This window comes from Arthrobacter sp. TJ-265 (genome assembly GCF_058269135.1).
Genome location: NZ_JBZCND010000004.1, coordinates 55118 through 74295, shown reverse-complemented (window position 1 = coordinate 74295; position 19178 = coordinate 55118). Strand labels below are relative to the sequence as shown.

At 68.0% G+C, this 19178-nt stretch carries 17 protein-coding genes; 4 read left to right on the top strand and 13 right to left on the bottom strand.

Annotation, left to right across the window (positions count from 1 at the left end; translation table 11 throughout):
* Positions 1-12 precede the first annotated feature (12 nt).
* Positions 13-753, top strand: a complete 741-nt coding sequence (locus AC4D2E_RS14120) for a CPBP family intramembrane glutamic endopeptidase (protein ID WP_490910317.1) — start codon at positions 13-15, stop codon at positions 751-753.
* Between the two features lie 52 nt (positions 754-805).
* Here the strand turns inward: AC4D2E_RS14120 and AC4D2E_RS14115 are convergent, their stop codons facing one another.
* The 7 genes from AC4D2E_RS14115 to AC4D2E_RS14085 form a co-directional block, all read right to left on the bottom strand.
* A complete protein-coding gene (locus tag AC4D2E_RS14115; RefSeq protein WP_490910318.1) occupies positions 806-1156 on the bottom strand; it encodes an L-rhamnose mutarotase in 351 nt (116 codons plus the stop codon).
* Between the two features lie 17 nt (positions 1157-1173).
* Positions 1174-2643: an arabinose isomerase gene (locus AC4D2E_RS14110; RefSeq protein ID WP_490910319.1), complete on the bottom strand. Its 1470-nt coding sequence runs from the start codon at positions 2641-2643 to the stop codon at positions 1174-1176.
* Positions 2644-2721: 78 nt separating this feature from the next.
* Positions 2722-3783 (bottom strand): rhamnose ABC transporter substrate-binding protein, encoded by a 1062-nt coding sequence (rhaS, locus tag AC4D2E_RS14105; protein WP_181033627.1) that lies wholly within the window; start codon positions 3781-3783, stop codon positions 2722-2724.
* Between the two features lie 61 nt (positions 3784-3844).
* On the bottom strand, positions 3845-5035 hold the full coding sequence (locus AC4D2E_RS14100; RefSeq protein WP_490953022.1) for an ABC transporter permease: 1191 nt from the start codon (positions 5033-5035) through the stop codon (positions 3845-3847).
* Entirely contained in the window at positions 5028-6071 is a 1044-nt protein-coding gene (locus AC4D2E_RS14095; RefSeq protein ID WP_104167760.1) for an ABC transporter permease, read from the bottom strand. Before AC4D2E_RS14095 ends, AC4D2E_RS14100 begins: the two co-directional genes overlap by 8 nt.
* Positions 6068-7621 carry a sugar ABC transporter ATP-binding protein gene (locus AC4D2E_RS14090; protein WP_490953021.1) on the bottom strand — a complete coding sequence of 518 codons (1554 nt, stop codon included), beginning with the start codon at positions 7619-7621 and terminating at the stop codon, positions 6068-6070. Before AC4D2E_RS14090 ends, AC4D2E_RS14095 begins: the two co-directional genes overlap by 4 nt.
* Positions 7622-7746: 125 nt before the next feature.
* A complete protein-coding gene (locus AC4D2E_RS14085) occupies positions 7747-8778 on the bottom strand; it encodes a LacI family DNA-binding transcriptional regulator (protein WP_490953020.1) in 1032 nt (343 codons plus the stop codon).
* 223 nt (positions 8779-9001) lie between these two features.
* Between AC4D2E_RS14085 and rhaI the strand changes: the two genes are divergently transcribed.
* Genes rhaI through AC4D2E_RS14070 form a run of 3 tightly spaced genes read left to right on the top strand, consistent with a single transcriptional unit; the run spans position 9002 to position 13738 of the window.
* Positions 9002-10168, top strand: a complete 1167-nt coding sequence (gene rhaI, locus AC4D2E_RS14080) for an L-rhamnose isomerase (protein ID WP_490910323.1) — start codon at positions 9002-9004, stop codon at positions 10166-10168.
* The gene (locus AC4D2E_RS14075; protein WP_490953019.1) at positions 10165-12249 is read left to right on the top strand and encodes a bifunctional aldolase/short-chain dehydrogenase; all 2085 of its coding nucleotides are present in this window, start codon (positions 10165-10167) and stop codon (positions 12247-12249) included. The genes rhaI and AC4D2E_RS14075 overlap by 4 nt, the downstream gene beginning before the upstream one ends.
* 1 nt (position 12250) lies before the next feature.
* Positions 12251-13738 carry a rhamnulokinase gene (locus tag AC4D2E_RS14070; RefSeq protein WP_490953018.1) on the top strand — a complete coding sequence of 496 codons (1488 nt, stop codon included), beginning with the start codon at positions 12251-12253 and terminating at the stop codon, positions 13736-13738.
* On the opposite strand, the gene AC4D2E_RS14065 is transcribed toward AC4D2E_RS14070, so the two are convergent.
* From AC4D2E_RS14065 to AC4D2E_RS14040, 6 genes are all read right to left on the bottom strand, one after another.
* A complete protein-coding gene (locus AC4D2E_RS14065; RefSeq protein ID WP_490953148.1) occupies positions 13727-14128 on the bottom strand; it encodes a DUF2256 domain-containing protein in 402 nt (133 codons plus the stop codon). The two genes, AC4D2E_RS14070 and AC4D2E_RS14065, sit on opposite strands and share 12 nt — an antisense overlap.
* 8 nt (positions 14129-14136) lie before the next feature.
* Complete coding sequence (locus AC4D2E_RS14060) at positions 14137-14280, bottom strand: hypothetical protein (protein WP_490953017.1); 144 nt, start codon at positions 14278-14280, stop codon at positions 14137-14139.
* 706 nt (positions 14281-14986) lie between these two features.
* The gene (locus tag AC4D2E_RS14055) at positions 14987-16030 is read right to left on the bottom strand and encodes an SIS domain-containing protein (protein ID WP_490910328.1); all 1044 of its coding nucleotides are present in this window, start codon (positions 16028-16030) and stop codon (positions 14987-14989) included.
* Positions 16031-16059: 29 nt separating this feature from the next.
* The gene (locus AC4D2E_RS14050; protein WP_490910329.1) at positions 16060-16908 is read right to left on the bottom strand and encodes a carbohydrate ABC transporter permease; all 849 of its coding nucleotides are present in this window, start codon (positions 16906-16908) and stop codon (positions 16060-16062) included.
* A complete protein-coding gene (locus AC4D2E_RS14045) occupies positions 16905-17876 on the bottom strand; it encodes a carbohydrate ABC transporter permease (protein WP_490910330.1) in 972 nt (323 codons plus the stop codon). Before AC4D2E_RS14045 ends, AC4D2E_RS14050 begins: the two co-directional genes overlap by 4 nt.
* Before the next feature lie 2 nt (positions 17877-17878).
* Positions 17879-19171, bottom strand: coding sequence for an extracellular solute-binding protein (locus AC4D2E_RS14040; protein WP_490953016.1), 1293 nt, complete (start codon positions 19169-19171; stop codon positions 17879-17881).
* Positions 19172-19178: the final 7 nt, after the last annotated feature.

The window sequence follows — 19178 nt, the reverse complement described above, 5'->3', positions numbered from 1 at the left end:
GGGAGACCTCCTATGACAACCAGTCCGAGCATCGGACGAGAATCCGCGGGACGGCAGGTGAGGCCGGCAACTCTCGGTCAGGCGGCCTGGGCGCTGATGTTCGTGGTCGTCTACATCGCCGTGGTCGCCGGCACGATCGTCGTCGTCGGGCTCTCAGGCATCGTCGACTTCACCCTCGCCACCCTGCTGCCGGTGTTCCTCGTGACGGTCACGGTCGCCGCGATCCTCGCCCTCTATCTCCACCTCGTCCGCCGAAATGGCCTCCGGCCGGCCGATCTCGGCTTCCGGCGCCCCACGCCCCGGCTGTTCCACCTGCTCTGGCAGATCCCGGTCATCATCCTCGTCTGCGGCAGCCTGCAGGGCCTCTTCCTCGTCGCCCTGACCGGCCTCGGCGTGGACACGGCGTCGGCCGGAACCGCCGACCCCCTCGCGGAGATCATTACTTTGTCGGGCCCGTGGATCGCCGTCTGCTTCCTGATCATCGCCGTCCTCACCCCGCTCTGGGAGGAGGTCCTGTTCAGGGGTGCCTTCCTGGACGGATTCACCCGGCGCTTCCGGCCCGTCGTCGCGATCACCCTGTCCGCAGCGCTCTTCGCCGCGGTCCACCTCGTCCTGCTGACGTTCGTCTACCTCTTCACCCTCGGCATCGCGCTGGCCCTGCTTCGACGGTTCCACCGGAACCTCTGGGCCCCGATACTCCTCCATGCCGCCAACAACGCGCTCGTCACCCTCACCGTCCTCGCCGTCGTCTGACTCAATCGGCCCACCCCGCCGTCCGGACTCGACGACGGCGCCGCCCGCAGACCTACAGCTGGTCCTCCAGGTGGAAGACCTCCTCGAGGCGGAGGAAGCCCTCATCCGGGCGACCCTCGAGCGCCACGAAGAACGGTCCCATCTCCGCCTGCCACCGGGCATTGACCTCGGTCGCGGCCATGGCGGCGTGCGACGCGGCGAAGTCCTCGCACTCCACGTACCCGATCAGCAGGCCGTCCGGGCGCAGGAACAGCGAGTAGTTGTTCCATCCGGTGTCCTTCAGCGCCCGGGCCATGTCCGGCCAGATCGCCGCGTGGCGCTCCCGGTACTCGGGGATGCGCTCGGGCCGGACCTGCAGCTGGAAGCAGACGCGTTCCATGGGTCTCCGTTCGTCGTCGTTCATGTCGCGGGTGGGAAGGATCAGAGCGAGACGTGGCGGTGCTCGACGCCGAGCAGGGACGCCGCGGCCTTCACATCGGCGGCCCGATGGCCCACGCACAGCGCCCAGTGGTGGCCGACGCCGGTCCGGCTCCACTCGTCCACCCACACCCCGGGGTCTCCCCCGAAGTCCACGCGCGACGTCGTGTTCCCGATCGCGAGCAGCGAGCCGGGGACAACAGTGCCCTCGGAGGTGACGAAGACGTAGGAGCCGTCCGGGTCCTGCCCGATGCCGAACGTCGTCACCGGTCCCTGCCGGACGTCGAACTCGACGGACACGCCCCAGCCCCGCTTGCCGTGATAGACGCCGAGCCCGCGCAGCAGCGGCCGGGCGGCGCTGACCGCGAGGTGCGCCGGGCCGTCGTGCCCCATCTCCACCACGCCGTCGAAGAAGTTCAGGGCCTGGATCTCCGTGAAGGACCCGCCGGCGCCCATCGCCTGCGAAGCGAGCATCGCGATCGAGGTCCGCAGCTCGTACTCCCCCGCCATGGGGACACCACGGGCCGTGAGGATCGACGCGCCGAGGATCATGCCCGCCCCGAGCCGTTCGTGCTGCTCCCCCGCGAGACCGCGGTGGTAGTAGGCGAGGGAGTCGAGGTCGAACTCCGAGACGAGCCGGTCGAGCCCCACCGAGACCTTCGCGCCCCACGCGAAGTCGTCGTCGTCCACGGATCCGTCCACGGTGAACAGGCTGCGCGCGAGATCCACGCGCTCCCGGACCTGGCTCTCCGTGACCTCCCCGACGAACTCGCGCAGGTCGTCGAACTCGACCACCTCCACGTGGGAGCCGAACGTCGTCGAGACCGTGGTGAGATCGGTGGAGACGTCCAGCATGCCCGGGTACAGGTGTCCCATGAGGCCGTGGCGGGCGTGCCGGAGCCGGCCCCGCACGCCCGCCGCGTGGACCCACCGGCCGATGCGCTCCCAGGCGGACTCCTGCTTCAGGTGCCCGGACACCGAGCGGAAGGGGATGCCCGCACGCCCGAAGACGTTCGCGACCTCCGGGACGGGGCACTGCCCGCAGTAGGCGAGCCACCGGCCGGTGTCGAAGTTCGCGTGATCCATGGCCTCCGTGGGTTGCAGGTCGATCACGAGGACCGGGGTCTGCGAGCGCTGGGCGATCGGGAGCACCATGGAGGACGTCAGGTAGGTGGTGAGAAAGATGACGATCAGGTCGCAGTCCGCGCGCCGGAGCTCCTCGGCCGCCCCGGCCGCCTCCCGCGCGTCGGACACGAAGCCGACGTCGGTCACGTCGGCGTCGAGCGCCTCGAAGCGTGAGGTGACGTACCGCACCGATTCCCGCAGCTGGGGCAGGAGGTCGGGGAACTGCGGCCAGTATGCTCCGAGTCCCCCGGAGACGAGCCCGAGGCGCGTGGGACGACGGCGGACCGGCTCGAGCCGGCCCGGGAGCGCAAGGGGCGTGTCGGGTCCTGCCGCGGAATCGGTGGTCATGGGCGTGCTCCTCAGGTGGAGGGTCGGAGTCCCGCGGGAAGGGCGGGGCATCCGAGGACGCCCCGCCCTGCTCGGCGGCTAGAAGTCGTAGTCGTCGATGTTGTCCGCGTTGAACTGCGTGGGCGGACCGACCAGCACGATGCCGCCGTCGCCGATCTCACGCTCGCCGAGCTCGCCGGCCTCGAACGTGTCGCCGGCCTCCCCGGTGATGTCGCCGTCGGCCAGTGCCTTGCCCGCGAAGGCCGCGACGTAGCCGAGCTGCGCCGGATCCCAGAGCGCGAACTCGGTGACGGTGCCGTCCTTCACGAACGGCCGCATCTCGTTCGGCAGGCCGAGGCCCGTCAGTGCGACCTCGCCCTTGTACTCGGAGGTGGAGAGGTACCGGGCGGTCGCGGCGATGCCGACCGTGGTGGGAGAGATGATGCCCTTCAGGTCCGGGTAGGCCTGCAGGAGCCCCTGCGCCTCCTGGAAGGACTTCGTGTCGTCGTCGTCGCCGTAGACCTTCGCGACGAGCTCGATCTCCGCGTAGTCGGGGTTGGACGCCAGTTCCTCCTCCATGAACTTGATCCACTCGTTCTGGTTCGTGGCATTCGCGGTGGCGGAGAGGATGGCGATCTCCCCCGCTCCACCGATCTGCTCGGAGATGAGCTCGAGCTGGATCAGCGCCACCTCCTTCGCGTCCACCTGGCTGACGAAGAGGTCGCGGTAGTCGGGGTTGGTGTCGGAGTCGAACGCCACGATCTTCGCGCCGGCGGTACGGGCCTCCTCGAGGGCGGGGCCCACGGCATCGGGATCATTGGCGGCGATCACGATCACGTTGGTGCCGCGCTGCGTCTCGGCGTTGATGAAAGACACCTGGCTCGATGCGCTGGCATCCAGCGGGCCCACCACCTCCGAGGACGCGAAACCGGCCTCCGAGGCGCCGTCCTCACCGCCGCCCAGCACCACGTCGGTGTAGGGGTTGTTGAGCTGCTTGGGGATGAAGGTGATCGTCTGCTCGCCTTCCGACCCGCTGCCGCCCTCGCCCCCGCTGTCGGAGCCGGTGTCGCCGCCGCAGGCGCTGAGGACGAGCGCGGCGCTCGTGGCGAGGGCCGCGACGGCCATCCGCCGTCGGGTGGATCCGGAATGGATGAACCTCATTGTTTCTTCCTTTCGATGTGCGCTGGGAACCAGTCGCCGGGTGCAACCCCAGGGGGACGGCCTAGGGAAGTGGTGCGGTGCGGACACGCCTGGCGTGGCGTGCCTCGCGGATGGCGGACGCGATGTTGGGCGCCACCACCGAGATGATGAGGAGGGAGCCCGTGACGATGATGAGGACCACCTCGGAGACGCGGTCCAGCTTGAGTGCATAGTTGATGGTGCCGATCAGCAGCACCCCGGCCAGGACCCCGGGGATGGACCCCTTGCCGCCGAAGATCGAGACTCCGCCGAGCAGCACCGCGGCGATCACCGCGAGTTCCAGGCCGCTCGCGTTGTCGCTCCGGGCGCTCGAGTACCGGAGCGTCCAGTAGATGCCGGCGAGCGCGGACACCGTGCCGGTGGCCAGGTACAGCAGGAACTTGGACCGGGCGACGTCGATGCCGACGAACGTCGCGGCCTCCCTGCTGTACCCGAGGGCGAAGAGCCCCCGGCCGAAGGGCGTGAAGTGCAGGACGACGGCGAACGCGACGATGAGCACGACGACGCCGATCATGACCGTCGGGATGCCGGTGCCGCCGATCTTCGAGGTGGCGAAGGCGGTGAGCCCGGGCGGGAAGTTCGCCACGGCGTTGTCGCCGATCACCACGAGCGCGAGGCCGCGGAAGAGCGCCAGCGTGCCGATGGTCACCGCAAGGGACGGTAGCCCGAGATAGGCGATGAGCACTCCGTTGAAGGCTCCCGCGACGAGTCCCGCCAGCAGGCACACCACCAGGACGAGCGCGATCGGCATGCCGCCCTGCCAGAGGACACCCATGAGGGCGCTGGTCAGCCCGGCGATGCTCGCGACCGAGAGGTCGATCTCCCCGGAGATGATGACGAGCGTCATCGGCAGCGCGATGAGCAGGGTCGGGATGACGTCGAGGAGCAGGAACCCCACGGTGACCGGTGACGCGAACCGCGGGATCGTGAGGCAGGCGTAGACCACGACGACGATGAGCACGTAGATCATGACGGCGTCGCGCCCGAGGAGGATCCGCGCGGCGCCCGTACGCCCCTTCGGGATGGCGAGCACCTTCGTGGTGTCGGCCTTCCGCCCCGCCGGACGCGCCTGCTTCGGCTGCTTCTCCTCGGGGGTCCTGGTGCCTGGGGCGGACATGCGCCTGCCTTTCGCTGGGGTGCCGTTCTCCGGCGGGTGGCCTTCGGTCGGGGTGGCGTTCTGCGCACCGGGCTGGTCGTCGAGGCGGTCAGACATTGCGGGCCTCCGCGATCCGGAGCTTGCGGGCGGACCGGACACTGGCGATGCGGTCGATGACGACGGCGGCGAGGATCAGGACGCCGACGATGGCCTGCTGCCAGAACTTGTCGACACGCAGCGCCGTCAGGGCGCTGGTGATCGTGGTCAGGAGGAGGGCGCCGATCGCGGCGCCGAGCACGGTGCCGCTGCCGCCGAAGATCGCGACGCCGCCGACCACCGCGGCGGCGACGACGTCGAGCTCGAGGCCCGCCCCCGTCGTCGCGCCCACCGAGTTGAAGCGGCTGGCGTACAGGACGCCGGCCAGGCCGGCCAGCAGTCCGTTGACCACGAAGGCGAGCAGGACGCGGCGGGTCACCGGGATGCCGAACAGGCGGGCGGCGTCGGGGTCCGACCCGATGGCGTACAGGTCCCGTCCCTGCCGGGTGCCGAGCATGTAGACCGCGACGATCGCGACGACGCCCACCGCGATGAGCGTGATCAGGGGGAACCCGAGGAACGTGTCCACGGACAGGTCGCCGAACGCCTGGGGCCGGTCGCCGGCGAAGTACTGGGTACCACCGGCCCAGGCGTTGTTGATGCCCCGGTAGATGTAGAGCGTGCCGAGCGTGATGACGAGGGCCGGGACCTTCGCGATGGTGATGAGGAGACCGTTGAACGCGCCGAGGGCGGCGCCGAGGAGCATCCCGAGGACGAAGACCACGACGATCGGCACATCGGGCGCGGCGGCGAAGAGGCTGCCGGTCCCGAAGGCGACGAGCCCGAGGATGGATCCGACGGACAGGTCGATGTTCCGGGTGATGATCACGAGGGTCTGACCGACGGCCAGGATCATCAGGATGGTCGCGTTGAGCAGCAGGTCCTTGATGCCCTGTTCACTGAGGAACAGCGGGTTCAGCGCCGCGGTCACGGCGACGAGCAGCACCAGGGCGAGGATCACCGGGAGTTCGCGGAGCTTCAGGAGCGAGGCGAGGACCGAGGTCCTCTCGTGTCCGGGAGCCGGGCGGGCGGGCGCGTTCTTGCTGTCGAGGCTCATCGCGAGGACTCCAGGGATGCTGTGGCGGCATGCATGACGGTTTCTGCGGTGGCCTCTGCGCGGTCGAGTCGCCCGGTGATCCGGCCCTCCCGCATGACCAGCACGCGGTCGGCCATGCCCAGCACCTCGGGCAGCTCGGAGGAAATCATGAGGATCGCGATGCCCCGTCCCGCCAGCTCGGAGATGAGGCGGTGCACCTCCGCCTTGGTCCCGACGTCGATGCCGCGCGTCGGCTCGTCGATGATCAGGAGCTTCGGGTCCGTGGCGAGCCACTTCGCGAGGACGACCTTCTGCTGGTTCCCACCGGACAGGGTGGATACGGCGTGTTCGGGTGAGCCCGCCTTCACCTGCAGCCTCCTGCCCCAGGTCTCGGCGGCCTCGCGCTCGGCACGCGCCCTGATGATGCCGAACCGCGCGAGGGAGTGACGGAGCGTCAGGGCCGTGTTGCGCTCGACCGACAGGTCCATGACGAGCCCCTGCTTCCGGCGGTCCTCCGGGACGAAGCCGATCCCGGCGTCGATCGCGGCACGCGGGTCCTTGCGGCGCAGCGGCGTGCCGGCCATCCGGACGGTGCCCGACTCGTAGCGGTCGATCCCGAACACGGCGCGGGCCACCTCGGTGCGCCCGGCTCCCACCAGCCCGGACAGTGCGACGATCTCGCCCGCGCGCACCTCGAAGTCGATGTCGTGGAAGACGCCCGGCCGGGTCAGTCCCTCGACCTCCAGGACGACGTCGCCGGCCTTCGTCTCGGTCTTCGGGAACAGGGCGTCGATGTCGCGTCCCACCATCTCCCGGACGATCGCCTCCACCGACGTGGCCCGCGTCTCGTGGGTGGCGATGTAGGCGCCGTCCCGCATCACCGTGATGCGGTCGCACAGGCCGAAGACCTCGTCGAAACGGTGGGAGATGAACAGGATGCCGCTGCCGGCGTCTCGCAGGCGTCGGGCGACGGCGAACAGGCGGTCCACCTCGACGCCGCTGAGCGCCGCCGTGGGCTCGTCCATGACGAGGATGCGGGCATCGAGGGAGATGGCCTTGGCGATCTCGATGATCTGCTGGTCGGCGATGGACAGTCCCTCGGCCACGCGGTCGGGGTCGATCGGGACACCGAGCTGGCCGAACAGCTCCCTCGCGCGGCGCCGCATCTCGACGCGGCTGATGAGGCCGAAACGGCCCCGGGGCTGCCGCCCGATGAAGATGTTCTCGGCGACCGTGAGATCGGGGAAGAGCGTGGGTTCCTGGTAGATGACGGAGATCCCGGCAGCCTTGCTGTCGGCGACGTTGCGGAAGCTGACGCTCTGCCCGCCGACGAGGAACTCCCCCGCGTCCGGGTGGTGCACCCCCGCCAGGATCTTCACGAGGGTGGACTTCCCGGCGCCGTTCTCACCGACCAGCGCGTGGATCTCGCCTGCCGCCAGGTCGATGGTGCCGTCGGCGAGGGCGACGACCGGACCGAAGGTCTTCAGCGCCCCGCGGAGTGCCAGCACGGGGGTCCGCCCCGGTGCGGACGGGTCCGTGGCGTCACTGCCAGGGCCATCAGGGTGCGTCACTGCGACTCCTCGGGAAGAAATGAATCGTTTCAGATTCGATGTCCTCGAATAGTAGGCGCGACCCACAGGGCCGTCAACAGGCCGAGATCGGACTGTGACCCCGGCGCGACCGCGGGGTCGACCCGTCAGCCGGGAGCTTGGACCCGGGCCTGCGAGCTGCGGCGTTCCACGAGTTCGGGATCGAAGATCACCTGGCGCCGGCGGGCGGTGGGCCCCTCGATCTCCTCGAGGAGCAGCTCGACGGCGGTGCGCCCCATGAGCTCGGTCGGTTTGCGGACGCTCGTCAGCGGGACCACCGTGGAGGCGGAGAAATCGATGTCGTCGTACCCGATGAGCGCGAGGTCCTCGGGGATCCGGAGGCCGCGGATCAGCAGGACAGCCTGCATGACGCCGATCGCGAGGAGGTCGTTGGCGCAGAAGATGCCGTCCGGCAGCTCCTCGTGCCGGCGCCGGGCGATGGTCTCCCCGACGTCCCGGCCGGCCAGGACCGTCATGGCATCGGCTTCGAGGACCTCCAGCACGGCGCCGTCCTGCTCCGCGATCGCCTGGCGGGCACCCGCCAGACGGTCCGCGACCTGGCGGTAGTCGGCCCTGGTCCCCACGAACGCTATCCGCCGCCGGCCCGCCTCGAGCAGGTGCCGGACGGCGATGTAGCCGCCGGCGACATCGTCCACGGACACCGAGCTGCAGCGTCGCTGCGGGTCGACGCGGTCCACGAGCACCACGGGCATGCCCCGCTGGCGCAGCGCCTCGACGCGTGGGCCCACATCCCCGACCGGCGAGATGAGCATGCCCTGCACACGCTGCTGCTCGAAGACGTCGATGTACCGGGCCTCGCGCTCCGCGTCCTGGCCGCTGTCGCCGAGCACCACGGTGCTCCCGTTCTCGGCAGCACAGTCCTCTGCCGCGCGGGCGAGCGAGGAGAAGAAGGGATTCCCGACGTCGAGCACCACCAGGCCGATGGTGCGGCTCTGGCCCGCCCTCAACTGCCGGGCGGCGTCGTTCCGCACGAAGCCGAGCCCGTCGATCGCGGCCTGCACGCGCTCGCGGGTGGCCGTGGAGACGCGCGCAGGATGGTTCAGCACGTTCGAGACGGTTCCGACCGCCACTCCGGCCCTGTCCGCGACGTCCTTGATGCTGACTGGTCGGCTGCTCATGGGGACTCCGGCTGTCTCGGAGGTCTCGTCGCGCGTCGGCGGGGCGCCGATAGGACGGTTGACACTCGGTCTCCCGCAAGGATAGCTTTGAAACGTGCTAATGAAACGATTCAAAAGCACGACGCATCCACTTCCTCGTCCGGGCCCCGTCCGGACGGGCGACAGAACCCGAGAATCACCGCCGGTGGAATGAAGCACCCGGCCCGCACGCTGGAGAGAGTACATGACTGTCATCGACGACATCGCGGCAGAGCTGGACCAGCTCGCCATCGAGGTGCCCTCCTGGGCCTACGGCAATTCCGGGACCCGGTTCAAGGTGTTCGCGACGCCCGGCACGCCGCGCACCGTCCACGAGAAGATCGCCGATGCCGGCATGGTCAACCGACTGACCGGCCTTGCCCCGAGCGTGGCCCTCCACATCCCCTGGGACAGGGTCGACGACTACGCGAGCCTCGCCGCGCATGCCGGCGAGCACGGCGTACGGCTCGGCACCATCAACAGCAACACGTTCCAGGACGACGACTACAAGTTCGGCAGCCTGACGCACAGCGACGCCGCCGTGCGGAACAAGGCGATCGACCACATGTACGAATGCATCGAGGTCATGAACGTCACCGGCTCCCGGGACCTGAAGATCTGGCTCGCGGACGGCTCGAACTACCCGGGGCAGGCCGACATGCGGTCCCGGCAGGACTGGCTGCAGGACTCCCTGCGGAAGGTCTACGACCGCCTCGGCGAGGGCCAGCGGCTGGTGCTCGAGTACAAGTTCTTCGAGCCGGCGTTCTATCACACGGACGTCCCCGACTGGGGTACCTCCTACGCCCACTGCCAGCAGCTCGGCGACAAGGCCCTCGTCTGCCTCGACACGGGCCACCACGCGCCCGGGACCAACATCGAGTTCATCGTGGCGCAGCTGATCCGCCTCGGGAAGCTCGGCTCCTTCGACTTCAACTCCCGCTTCTACGCGGACGACGACCTCATCGTCGGGGCGGCGGACCCGTTCCAGCTCTTCCGCATCATGGCCGAGGTGATCCGCGGCGGCGGCCTCGACCCGTCCAGCGGGATCGCCCTCATGCTCGACCAGTGCCACAACCTCGAGGAGAAGATCCCCGGGCAGATCCGCTCGGTGCTGAACGTGCAGGAGATGACGGCGCGCGCCCTGCTCATCGACCGCCCCGCCCTCACCGCAGCGCAGGAGGCCGGCGACGTCCTCGGCGCCAACGCCCTTCTGATGGACGCCTTCTACACCGACGTCCGCCCGGGCCTGGCCCGGTGGCGCGAGTCGAAGGGACTCCCTGCGGATCCCCTGACCGCGTACCGCGACAGCGGATACCAGGACCGGATCAACACCGAACGGCAGGGCGGCCAGCAGGCCGGATGGGGAGCATGACAGTGACGACGAAGCAGCCGACGACGGCCACACCTACCAACGGCACAGCCAATCAGACCGTCAGCGACCTCATCGGGCGCTCCAACCGGCTCGGCGCCGACAAGCGCACCACGAACTACGCCGGCGGCAACACGTCCGCCAAGGGCACGGGCGTCGATCCCGTCACGGGCGAGGACGTGGAGCTGCTCTGGGTCAAGGGATCCGGAGGCGACCTCGGCACGCTCACGGAGTCCGGGCTCGCCGTCCTGCGGCTCGACCGCCTGCAGTCCCTGCGCTCCGTGTACCCGGGGGTGGAGCGCGAGGACGAGATGGTCGCCGCGTTCGACTACACCCTCCACGGAAAGGGCGGGGCGGCGCCGTCCATCGACACCGCCATGCACGGGCTCGTCGACGCCGCGCACGTGGACCATCTGCACCCCGACTCCGGGATCGCCGTCGCGACCGCGGCGGACGGCGAGGCCCTGACCAGCACCATCTTCGGGCCGAAGGTGGTCTGGGTGCCCTGGCGGCGGCCCGGGTTCCAGCTCGGCCTCGACATCGCCGCCCTCAAGGAGGCGAACCCCGAAGCCATCGGCACCATCCTCGGCGGCCACGGCATCACCGCCTGGGGCGACACGTCAGCGGAGGCCGAGGCGAACTCGCTGTGGATCATCGAGGTGGCGGAGCGGTACATCGCCGAGCACGGCCGTCCGGAACCCTTCGGGCCGGCGCAAGAGGGCTATGCCGCACTGCCCGAGGAGGAGCGCCGGGTGAAGGCCGCGACCCTCGCGCCGACCATCCGTGGCCTCGCCTCCACGGACAAGGCACAGGTGGGCCACTTCACCGACGATCCCCGCGTCCTCGACTTCCTCGCGTCCACCGGGCACCCGCGCCTCGGGGCGCTCGGGACCAGCTGCCCCGACCACTTCCTGCGCACCAAGGTGAAGCCGCTGATCCTCGACCTGCCGGCGGACGCCGACGTCGAGAGCTGCCTGCTGCGCCTGCGCGAACTGCACGCTCGATACCGCGCGGACTACGCCGCCTACTACGACCGCCATGCGACGCCGGACTCCCCTGCCATGCGCGGCGCGGACCCGGCGATCGTGCTGGTGCCCGGCGTCGGCATGTTCTCCTACGGCGCCACCAAGCAGACCGCCCGCGTCGCCGGGGAGTTCTACCTCAACGCCATCAACGTCATGCGGGGCGCCGAAGCCATCTCGACCTACGCGCCGATCGAGGAGAGCGAGAAGTTCCGCATCGAGTACTGGGCCCTCGAGGAGGCCAAGCTCGCGCGCATGCCGAAACCGAAGTCCCACGCGGGGCGCATCGCCCTGGTGACGGGAGCGGCGTCGGGCATCGGCAAGGCCATCGCGACGCGCCTCGCCGCGGAGGGCGCCTGCGTGGTCATCGCGGACCTGGACATCGACAGCGCGAGCAGGGTCGCCGAGGATCTCGGCGGGTCCGACATCGCCATCGGCGTGCAGGCCGACGTCACTGATCCGGCCCAGGTGCTTCAGGCCGTGAAGGCCGCCGTACTGGCGTTCGGGGGGCTGGACCTCGTGGTCAACAATGCCGGGCTGTCCATCTCCAAGCCCCTGCTCGAGACCACCGAGAAGGACTGGGACCTGCAGCATAATGTCATGGCGAAGGGGTCCTTCCTCATGTCGCAGGCAGCCGCGAAGGTGCTGATCGAACAGGACATGGGCGGGGACATCATCTACATCTCCTCCAAGAACTCCGTGTTCGCCGGGCCGAACAACATCGCCTACAGCGCCACGAAGGCGGACCAGGCCCACCAGGTGCGCCTCCTCGCCGCCGAGCTCGGCGGCTACGGCGTGCGCGTCAACGGCATCAACCCCGACGGCGTGGTCCGCGGCTCCGGCATCTTCGCCGGCGGCTGGGGTGCCAAGCGGGCAGCGGTCTACGGCGTGGAGGAGGAGAAGCTGGGCGAGTACTACGCCCAGCGGACGCTGCTCAAGCGCGAGGTGCTGCCGGAGAACGTCGCCAATGCCGTGGCCGTCCTGACCTCCGCCGAACTCTCGCACACCACGGGGCTGCACATCCCCGTGGACGCGGGCGTCGCCGCGGCGTTCCTGCGCTGACATGGTGGTCGACCCGACACCGGTGTTCGTGGCCGTGGACATCGGGGCGTCCTCCGGCCGGGTGATCCTCGGCAGGCTCACGGACGCCGGTCCGGAGCTCGAAACCGTCCATCGCTTCCCCAACGGCGCGCATTTCCTCGGCGGCGCCCTGCGGTGGGACATCGAGGCGCTCTTCGCGGAGGTACTGACGGGTCTCCGTCTGGCAGGTGAGGCCGCGGCGCGGGCGGGTGGCACCGTGGCGAGCATCGGCATCGACACGTGGGCGGTGGACTACGGGCTCGTCGACGACGCCGGCACGCTCCGGCATCTGCCCTTCAGCTACCGGGACGACCGCACCGCGGCGAGCATCGCCGTCGTGCATGGTGCCGTGCCGCCCGAGCGGCTGTACGCGCGCACCGGGCTGCAGTTCCTGCCGTTCAACACGGTCTACCAGCTCGCCGCCGAGCGGTCGCTCGAGGGTGTCCAGGCGCTGCTCATCCCCGACCTGCTCGCGTACCGGCTGACCGGCGAGCGCCGCACGGAAGCCACGAACGCCTCCACCACGGGACTGCTCGACGCCGCCACCGGCACCTGGGCGGCCGATCTCTTCGACCCGCTCGGCCTGCCCCCGGAACTCTTCCCGCCGCTCGTCGAACCCGGCACGGTGGTCGGCCGCCTGCTGCCGGCCGTCGCGTCGGCGACGGGCCTCCCGGCGGCCACCGCCGTCGTCGCCGTCGGGTCGCACGACACCGCCTCCGCCGTCGCCGCGGTCCCCGCGGACTCCCCGCACTTCGCGTACATCTCCTCGGGCACGTGGTCGCTCGTCGGCGTCGAACTCGACGCCCCCATCCTGACCGGGGAGAGCCGCGCCGCGAACTTCACCAACGAGCGGGGCGTCGACGGGACCATCCGCTACCTGCGCAACACCGGCGGACTCTGGCTGCTGCAGGAGTGCCTGCGGGAATGGAGCATCGAAGGGCCCGAGCCCGATCTCACCGGGCTGCTGGCCGCCGCGGCGACCCTGCCGGCCGACGGGCCGACCATCGACGCGGACAGCACCGACTTCCTGGCGCCGGACGCCATGCCCGCGCGCATCCGGCGGGCCGCCGGGGCGGGGCGGGACGTCCTGCCGACGCGGGAGGCCGTGGTCCGGTGCATCCTGGACAGCCTCGCCGCAGCCTACGCGCGGACGCTGCAGGACGCCGTCCGGCTGTCAGGACACCGCATCGACGTCCTCCACGTGGTGGGCGGAGGGTCGCAGAACACGCTGCTGTGCCAGTTGACCGCCGACCGCACGGGACTGCCGGTCCTCGCAGGCCCGGTCGAGGCGACGGCGCTCGGCAACGTCCTCGTCCAGGCGAGGGCCGCCGGCGTGCTGGGCGCGGCTCCCGGAACCTCCGGCTCTCCCCTCGCAGGTCTGCGCGCGGCCGCCCGCCGCTCGGCCCGGACCGTCCGCTACGAGCCTGCGCAGCGCGTGGCTGCGACGGAGCGGATTCCGTCAGCGAGGTGACCGCAGGGCCACGGGCCCCTTCGCCGTCGACGGGTCGACGACGACGCCGCGCTGCACCATCTCCGCGAGGCCACGGTTCACGAGGCGGCGCGCCGCGCTCCGGGCAGGCTCGTACAGGAGGCTCCCGCCGTCCTCGTCGAGGGCCCGGGCGGCCTCCGCCGGGTCGAGGCCCTGTCCGCGCGGCACGCTCCGGAGGCGTGCCAGGAGCCACTCCTCGAGGGCCGTGTCGATCGATTTGACCTTGCGGGCCCGGCAGGCGTCGCTGCAGTAGAGCACCGTGTCCCAGGTCCGCTCCCACTTCTTCCGCCACTCCATGCGGCGGCCGCACGACCTGCAGAACTTCGAGTCGGTCGAAGCACCGGGACTGGGCCCCTTTGCGGGCGGCCTCACCCGCGGCGTCACGCGCGTCCGACCTTGGTGCGGATGGTGGCGAAGCCGAGACGCACGGTGATGTCCCAGCGGCGTGCATCGGAGGTTTGCTCGACGGCGTCGGCCACCGGTCTCACCACGCCCTGCTCGTCCGCGCTGCTGTCCGAGGTCATGACGGTCCTTCCTGCCATCCGTGCGGGTCCTGCGGCGGGCAGACGTGGGAAAGGACTGCAGTTCGGTGGTGCACCAAGCATAGGAGACGCGGCTATGCCATCAACGACGCATCACCCTCGACGCCTGCTACCTCCGCGAGCACGGCCGGCTCGGCTACACCGCGACCGTGAACCGCACCTAAGGTGCCACTGTCGACGCCGAGCACGCCATCCTCGACGCGCGGACCGACCGGGCCGGCACCCGGCCGCGACGCCAACCGCCTATACGTAAACCTCGGGGACGACAACGACAAGACAGTGACCCGCGGAGGAGCTCTGGCGACGATCACCGTGAATCACGACCGCAGCCTGCCGCCCATGAGGCGGTGCGGGCAGAAGCCGTTCGTACCGATGACGTCGCGACCCTCTCCGGCGTCTACAACGATGGCTGTATTCACCTACATCTGCGAGGGCCTGCCGACCGTGGGACAGCGCGCACTGCCGGCGGTCGACGAGCTCACCGCAGCGTTCGACCAGATCGGCTCGAACAGCGCCGAGTAGGGGCTGCGTCAACGTAAGTTGACATAACGATAAATATCGGCGGTTTAGGGGTGAGTTGTTTGTGGTGAGGTAGTGGACACCCCGGCGGTTAAGTAGCCGCCGGGGTGTCCCAGAATAGAAGCCTGCACCTATCTGAAGCGTCAGGCGACTCCCGCTATGAGGCTACCTATTCGTCATCATCCTTCCCGATTTTTGTGTCGGGCTGGCTGTAGAGGAATTCCTCGATTGTGATGCCCCGGCGCTTGGCGATCGCCTCGGTCACCACGTGAAGTGCGACGGTTTCCGCAATCACTCGCGTGAAGCCGCTGCTTGCCTCGGGCAGCCGGATCACGCGCACATTCCTGTGGGGCATCGCGTTGAGCTCGTCGTCTTTGCTTGCCGAGACGACGAGGACTTTCACCCCGGCTTCTGCCTGGGAGGCTACGATTCCGAGCCCCCGACTGTCGCCGAAGAGTACGAGGCCTGTTCCTTCGCGGGCACTCTCCATCGGCCCGTGAAGGTACTGGTAGAGCTCGTAGCCCGCTGTGGGCAAGCGCAGTGCTTCCCGAAAGACGAGGGCGCCTTGGGCTGCGGAGGTAAATGAGACACCGAGTCCTGCGAAGTCCACGAACGAGACGTCATCGAAGAACTCTGCGATGTCGTCGGCCTCAGGACCATACCGGTCGAGCGATTCCTGCACAATTGCCGGCACGGTGGATTCGTCGAAGGATCGATCCGGCAATCCTGCGGCACGCAGGAGCGCGGAGTAGGCCGCGAGCGTCGCAATGTAGCCCGCCGTGTAGACGGGTGAGTCGGGGATACCCCCGAGAGATACGACAGCATCAGAGACTTCGGCTATCTCGGCCTCGGGGTAGTTGGTGATCGCGATTCGGCTGCCCGCGCGCAACCGGCGAGCTACGTCGATTGGTTCCGGGCTGCGGCCGGATTCGGAAACGATCAGGTTGTGATCACCTGGTTCGAAGCCGTCCGGGGCGTCAAAGAGATCAGATGCGGTGATATTGACTCCACGAACGCCCTGTTCGGTGAGAGCCCAGATGAGTGCGTTCGCGGAGTGACTTGAGGCTCCCATGGAGATGACAGCAACGGTCTCACCAGGCTTCCAAGGCGCAATCGACGCCTTCGTGACCGATGTGCTGATGTGGCGCGTCGCGGTCTCGAGAGCGCTCGGTTGGTTCCAGACGGTCCATGAGAAAGTTTCACGGTTCTGCATGAGGGTTCCTTTCGTGCTGCTGTGGGTTGTCAGCCTTTGACGGCGCCGGCGGCGAGACCGCTGACGACCTGGCGTTGGAAGAGGAGTGCGATGAGGACGGGTGGAACCGATGCGATCAGGCCGCCCGCTGCAACCAGCCCGAAATCGGTCGTATAGCGGCCGGTAAACTCCGCGATTGCGACGGGCAGGGTTTTTGCGGCATCCGTCGAGGTAAAAATGAGCGCGTACATGAATTCGTCCCATGCGAGTAGGAACGCGAACATCGTTGCCGAGAACAGGCCTGGTTTCGCCGACGGGAGGATGACGTGAAAGAGTGCGCCCAATCTCGTCGTTCCGTCGATGCGGGCTGCTTCCTCGAGATCCGCCGGAATCGTCGCGAAGTAGTTGCTCAGGATCCAGAGAGTGAAGGGAACGACCAGGGCGCAATTGACGAGGATGAGCCCGATCCTCGAGTCCAGCAGTGAGAGCGAGCTGAGGATGAGGTAGAGCGGAATGAGCAGCGCCACCTGCGGCAGCATGTAGGTTGCGAGGAAGATCATGAGAGTCGTGCGTTGGAACGGGAAGCGCAGCCGCGCGAAGGCGTAAGCGCCGAAAATGCCCACCACCATGGAGATGACGACAGTGCTCGTGCCCACGACGAGCGAGTTCATGAATGCAGCGCGGAACGACGCGCCCACGGGTGATGATGCGTCGAAAAGGACGGTCGTGTACCGGTCGAGATACAACTCGCTCGGCCACCATCGGACGGGTCGCGCGACGATGTCACTCTGGGTGGAGACGCTCGCGAGAAGCATCCACGCCAGAGGTGCAACGCAACCGATGGCGACGACAACGGCAGCCGTGTAGATCAAGATACTGCCCCGGACGGTGCGCTTCACAGCAGGCTCATTTCCGACCGTCGGAGCAGTCGCAGGTAGAGGGCGGACAGGGCAAGGATGACGATCACGATCAGGTAGGAGATCGCCGAACCGAGTCCGTAGTTCTGTTCAGAGAACGCCGTCACGTACGTGTAGTACGAAATGGTCTGCGTTCCGTTCGCCGGACCGCCCCTCGTCATCGCGTAGACGATGTCGAAGACCTTCACCGCCTCGACGGTGCGCAGCACGAGCACGAGTGCGATCGCCGGCGCGAGCAGCGGAATCGTTACGGAGCGGAACGTGCGGAACCATCCGGCGCGGTCCATTCGCGCGGCCTCGTACAACTCCTGGGGGATGGTGGTGAGACCAGCGAGCAGGAAGAACGCCACGAGTGGAGTCGTCTTCCACGCATCAGCAATAATGACGAAATTGAGCGCGGTGAAGGGGTCGGACAACCACGCCTGGTACTGGTCGATGATGCCCAATTGCGAGAGCAACCCGTTCAGTGCGCCGTACTGGGCGTTGTAGATGCCCTTCCATAACGCTGCGTTCACGATAGTTGGCAGAGCCCACGGCAACACGACGAGGGCCCGCAGAAGCCAACGGCCCCTGATACGCGCATTGAGCAATGACGCGATCGCCAGTCCGAAGACGAGTTCAAGAGCCGTTGACGCGAGAGTGAAGTACAGGGTTCGACCCATCGCGTCCCAGAAGCCTTCGCTTGTGAGGGCCTGGGCATAATTTGCGAGGCCGACGAACGGGGTGTCGGTCGCGACGGCTGATTTCACCTCGAAGAGCGAGATGAGCAGTGTCCGGAACATCGGATACACGATGACGCCGAACACCACAAGGAACGCCGGCAGTAAGAGCCAGAATGCGAGGCGTCCCTGTCGCTCCTTCCGGCGTTTCACCGCTTTCCCGGGCACGGGTTCAGCCTCGCGCGGCGTGGTTCCCTCCTCAGGCGGCTTTGCAGCCGTCGCGACGACCATCGTCAGCCTTCTGCGATTTCGTTCGCTGCTGTGACGGCGTCATCCATAGCCTGCTGCGCGGACTTGGTACCCAGGAGTGCGTTCTGCAACTCGACCTGGATGATTTGGGAGACGCTCGAGTAGTTCGGTACAGCCGGCCGGAGGATCGAGGCATCGTACGCAGCCTCTGCAACCTCGAAGATCTCCGGGTTTGTCTCGACGAGTGCCTGGTCGGAGTAGCTCGACGCCCAGTTAGGCAGCCCCGCTCCCACATACCGGTCCTGAACCCCTTGACTTGTCAGGAAGGAAATAAACTCCCACGCGGCGTCCTGGTTCTTTGAGTTCGCTCCGATCGAGTAGGCCATGGCGCCATTGACGCCGGGGCGCTCACCCGAAGGGCCGGATGGCGTGGGCAGTACTCCGGCTGAGATGGAGGAAATCGACGGATCCTGCAGGTCCCGAAGCGTAGAGTCCCAGTTGAGGCCGAAAGCAGTTTCACCCTGAGCCATCGCCTTGGACACATCATCCTCGAGGAAGGTCGTCGATGCCGGGTTCGAAAGCCCCTCGTCGACGGTGGTCTTCATCCATTCAAGCGCTGCAACTCCGGCCTCGTTGTTGATGACGAGGTTGCCCTGGTCGTCGGTGAATTCTCCACCGAACGCTCCTAGCATCTGTGCGTAGTCACAGACGAGGGCCTCGGCCTGGGCCCAACTCCACGCGATCGGGTACTCACTGAGCCCCTGCGCCTTGATTTTTCGGGCGACGTCGAGCACTCCGTCCCACGTAGCAAGGTCGGACTCGTCAGCTCCGACTGCGGAAACCATGTCTCGGTTGAAGTAGAAAAGCTTGGTGGCTGGGCCATTGGGCACGCCGTAGTACTTGTCTTGGTATTCGGCCGTCGGAAGCACACCGGGAAGCATGTCGTCCTGCCATGACGAGGGGAACCGGTCAGTCAGGTCGGCGACAATGCCCTTTGACGCAAACTCTGCCGGCCAGATCACGTCGATTTGGAACACGTCGTAGCTTCCAGAGGGAGCCGAGGTGACGATCTTGTCGTGCAGAGCCTCGTATGAGACGAAAGTGGGCTTGACGTCGATATCGGGGTATTCATCCTCGAAATCCGCGACGATCTCGGCGTAGTCCTCCTCTGTGTAGCCCGCTTGCTTCATGAAGAGAGCGTTGACGGTTCCGGTGCCGTCACCGGTGGAACCACCTGCATTCGAGACTCCCGTGACACTGCATCCAGTGAGTGCCAGTGTGATCGCGAGCCCCCCTACTACGGTGCCGCGGTATGTCGTTGCCTTGACGGTGTTCATGTCGACC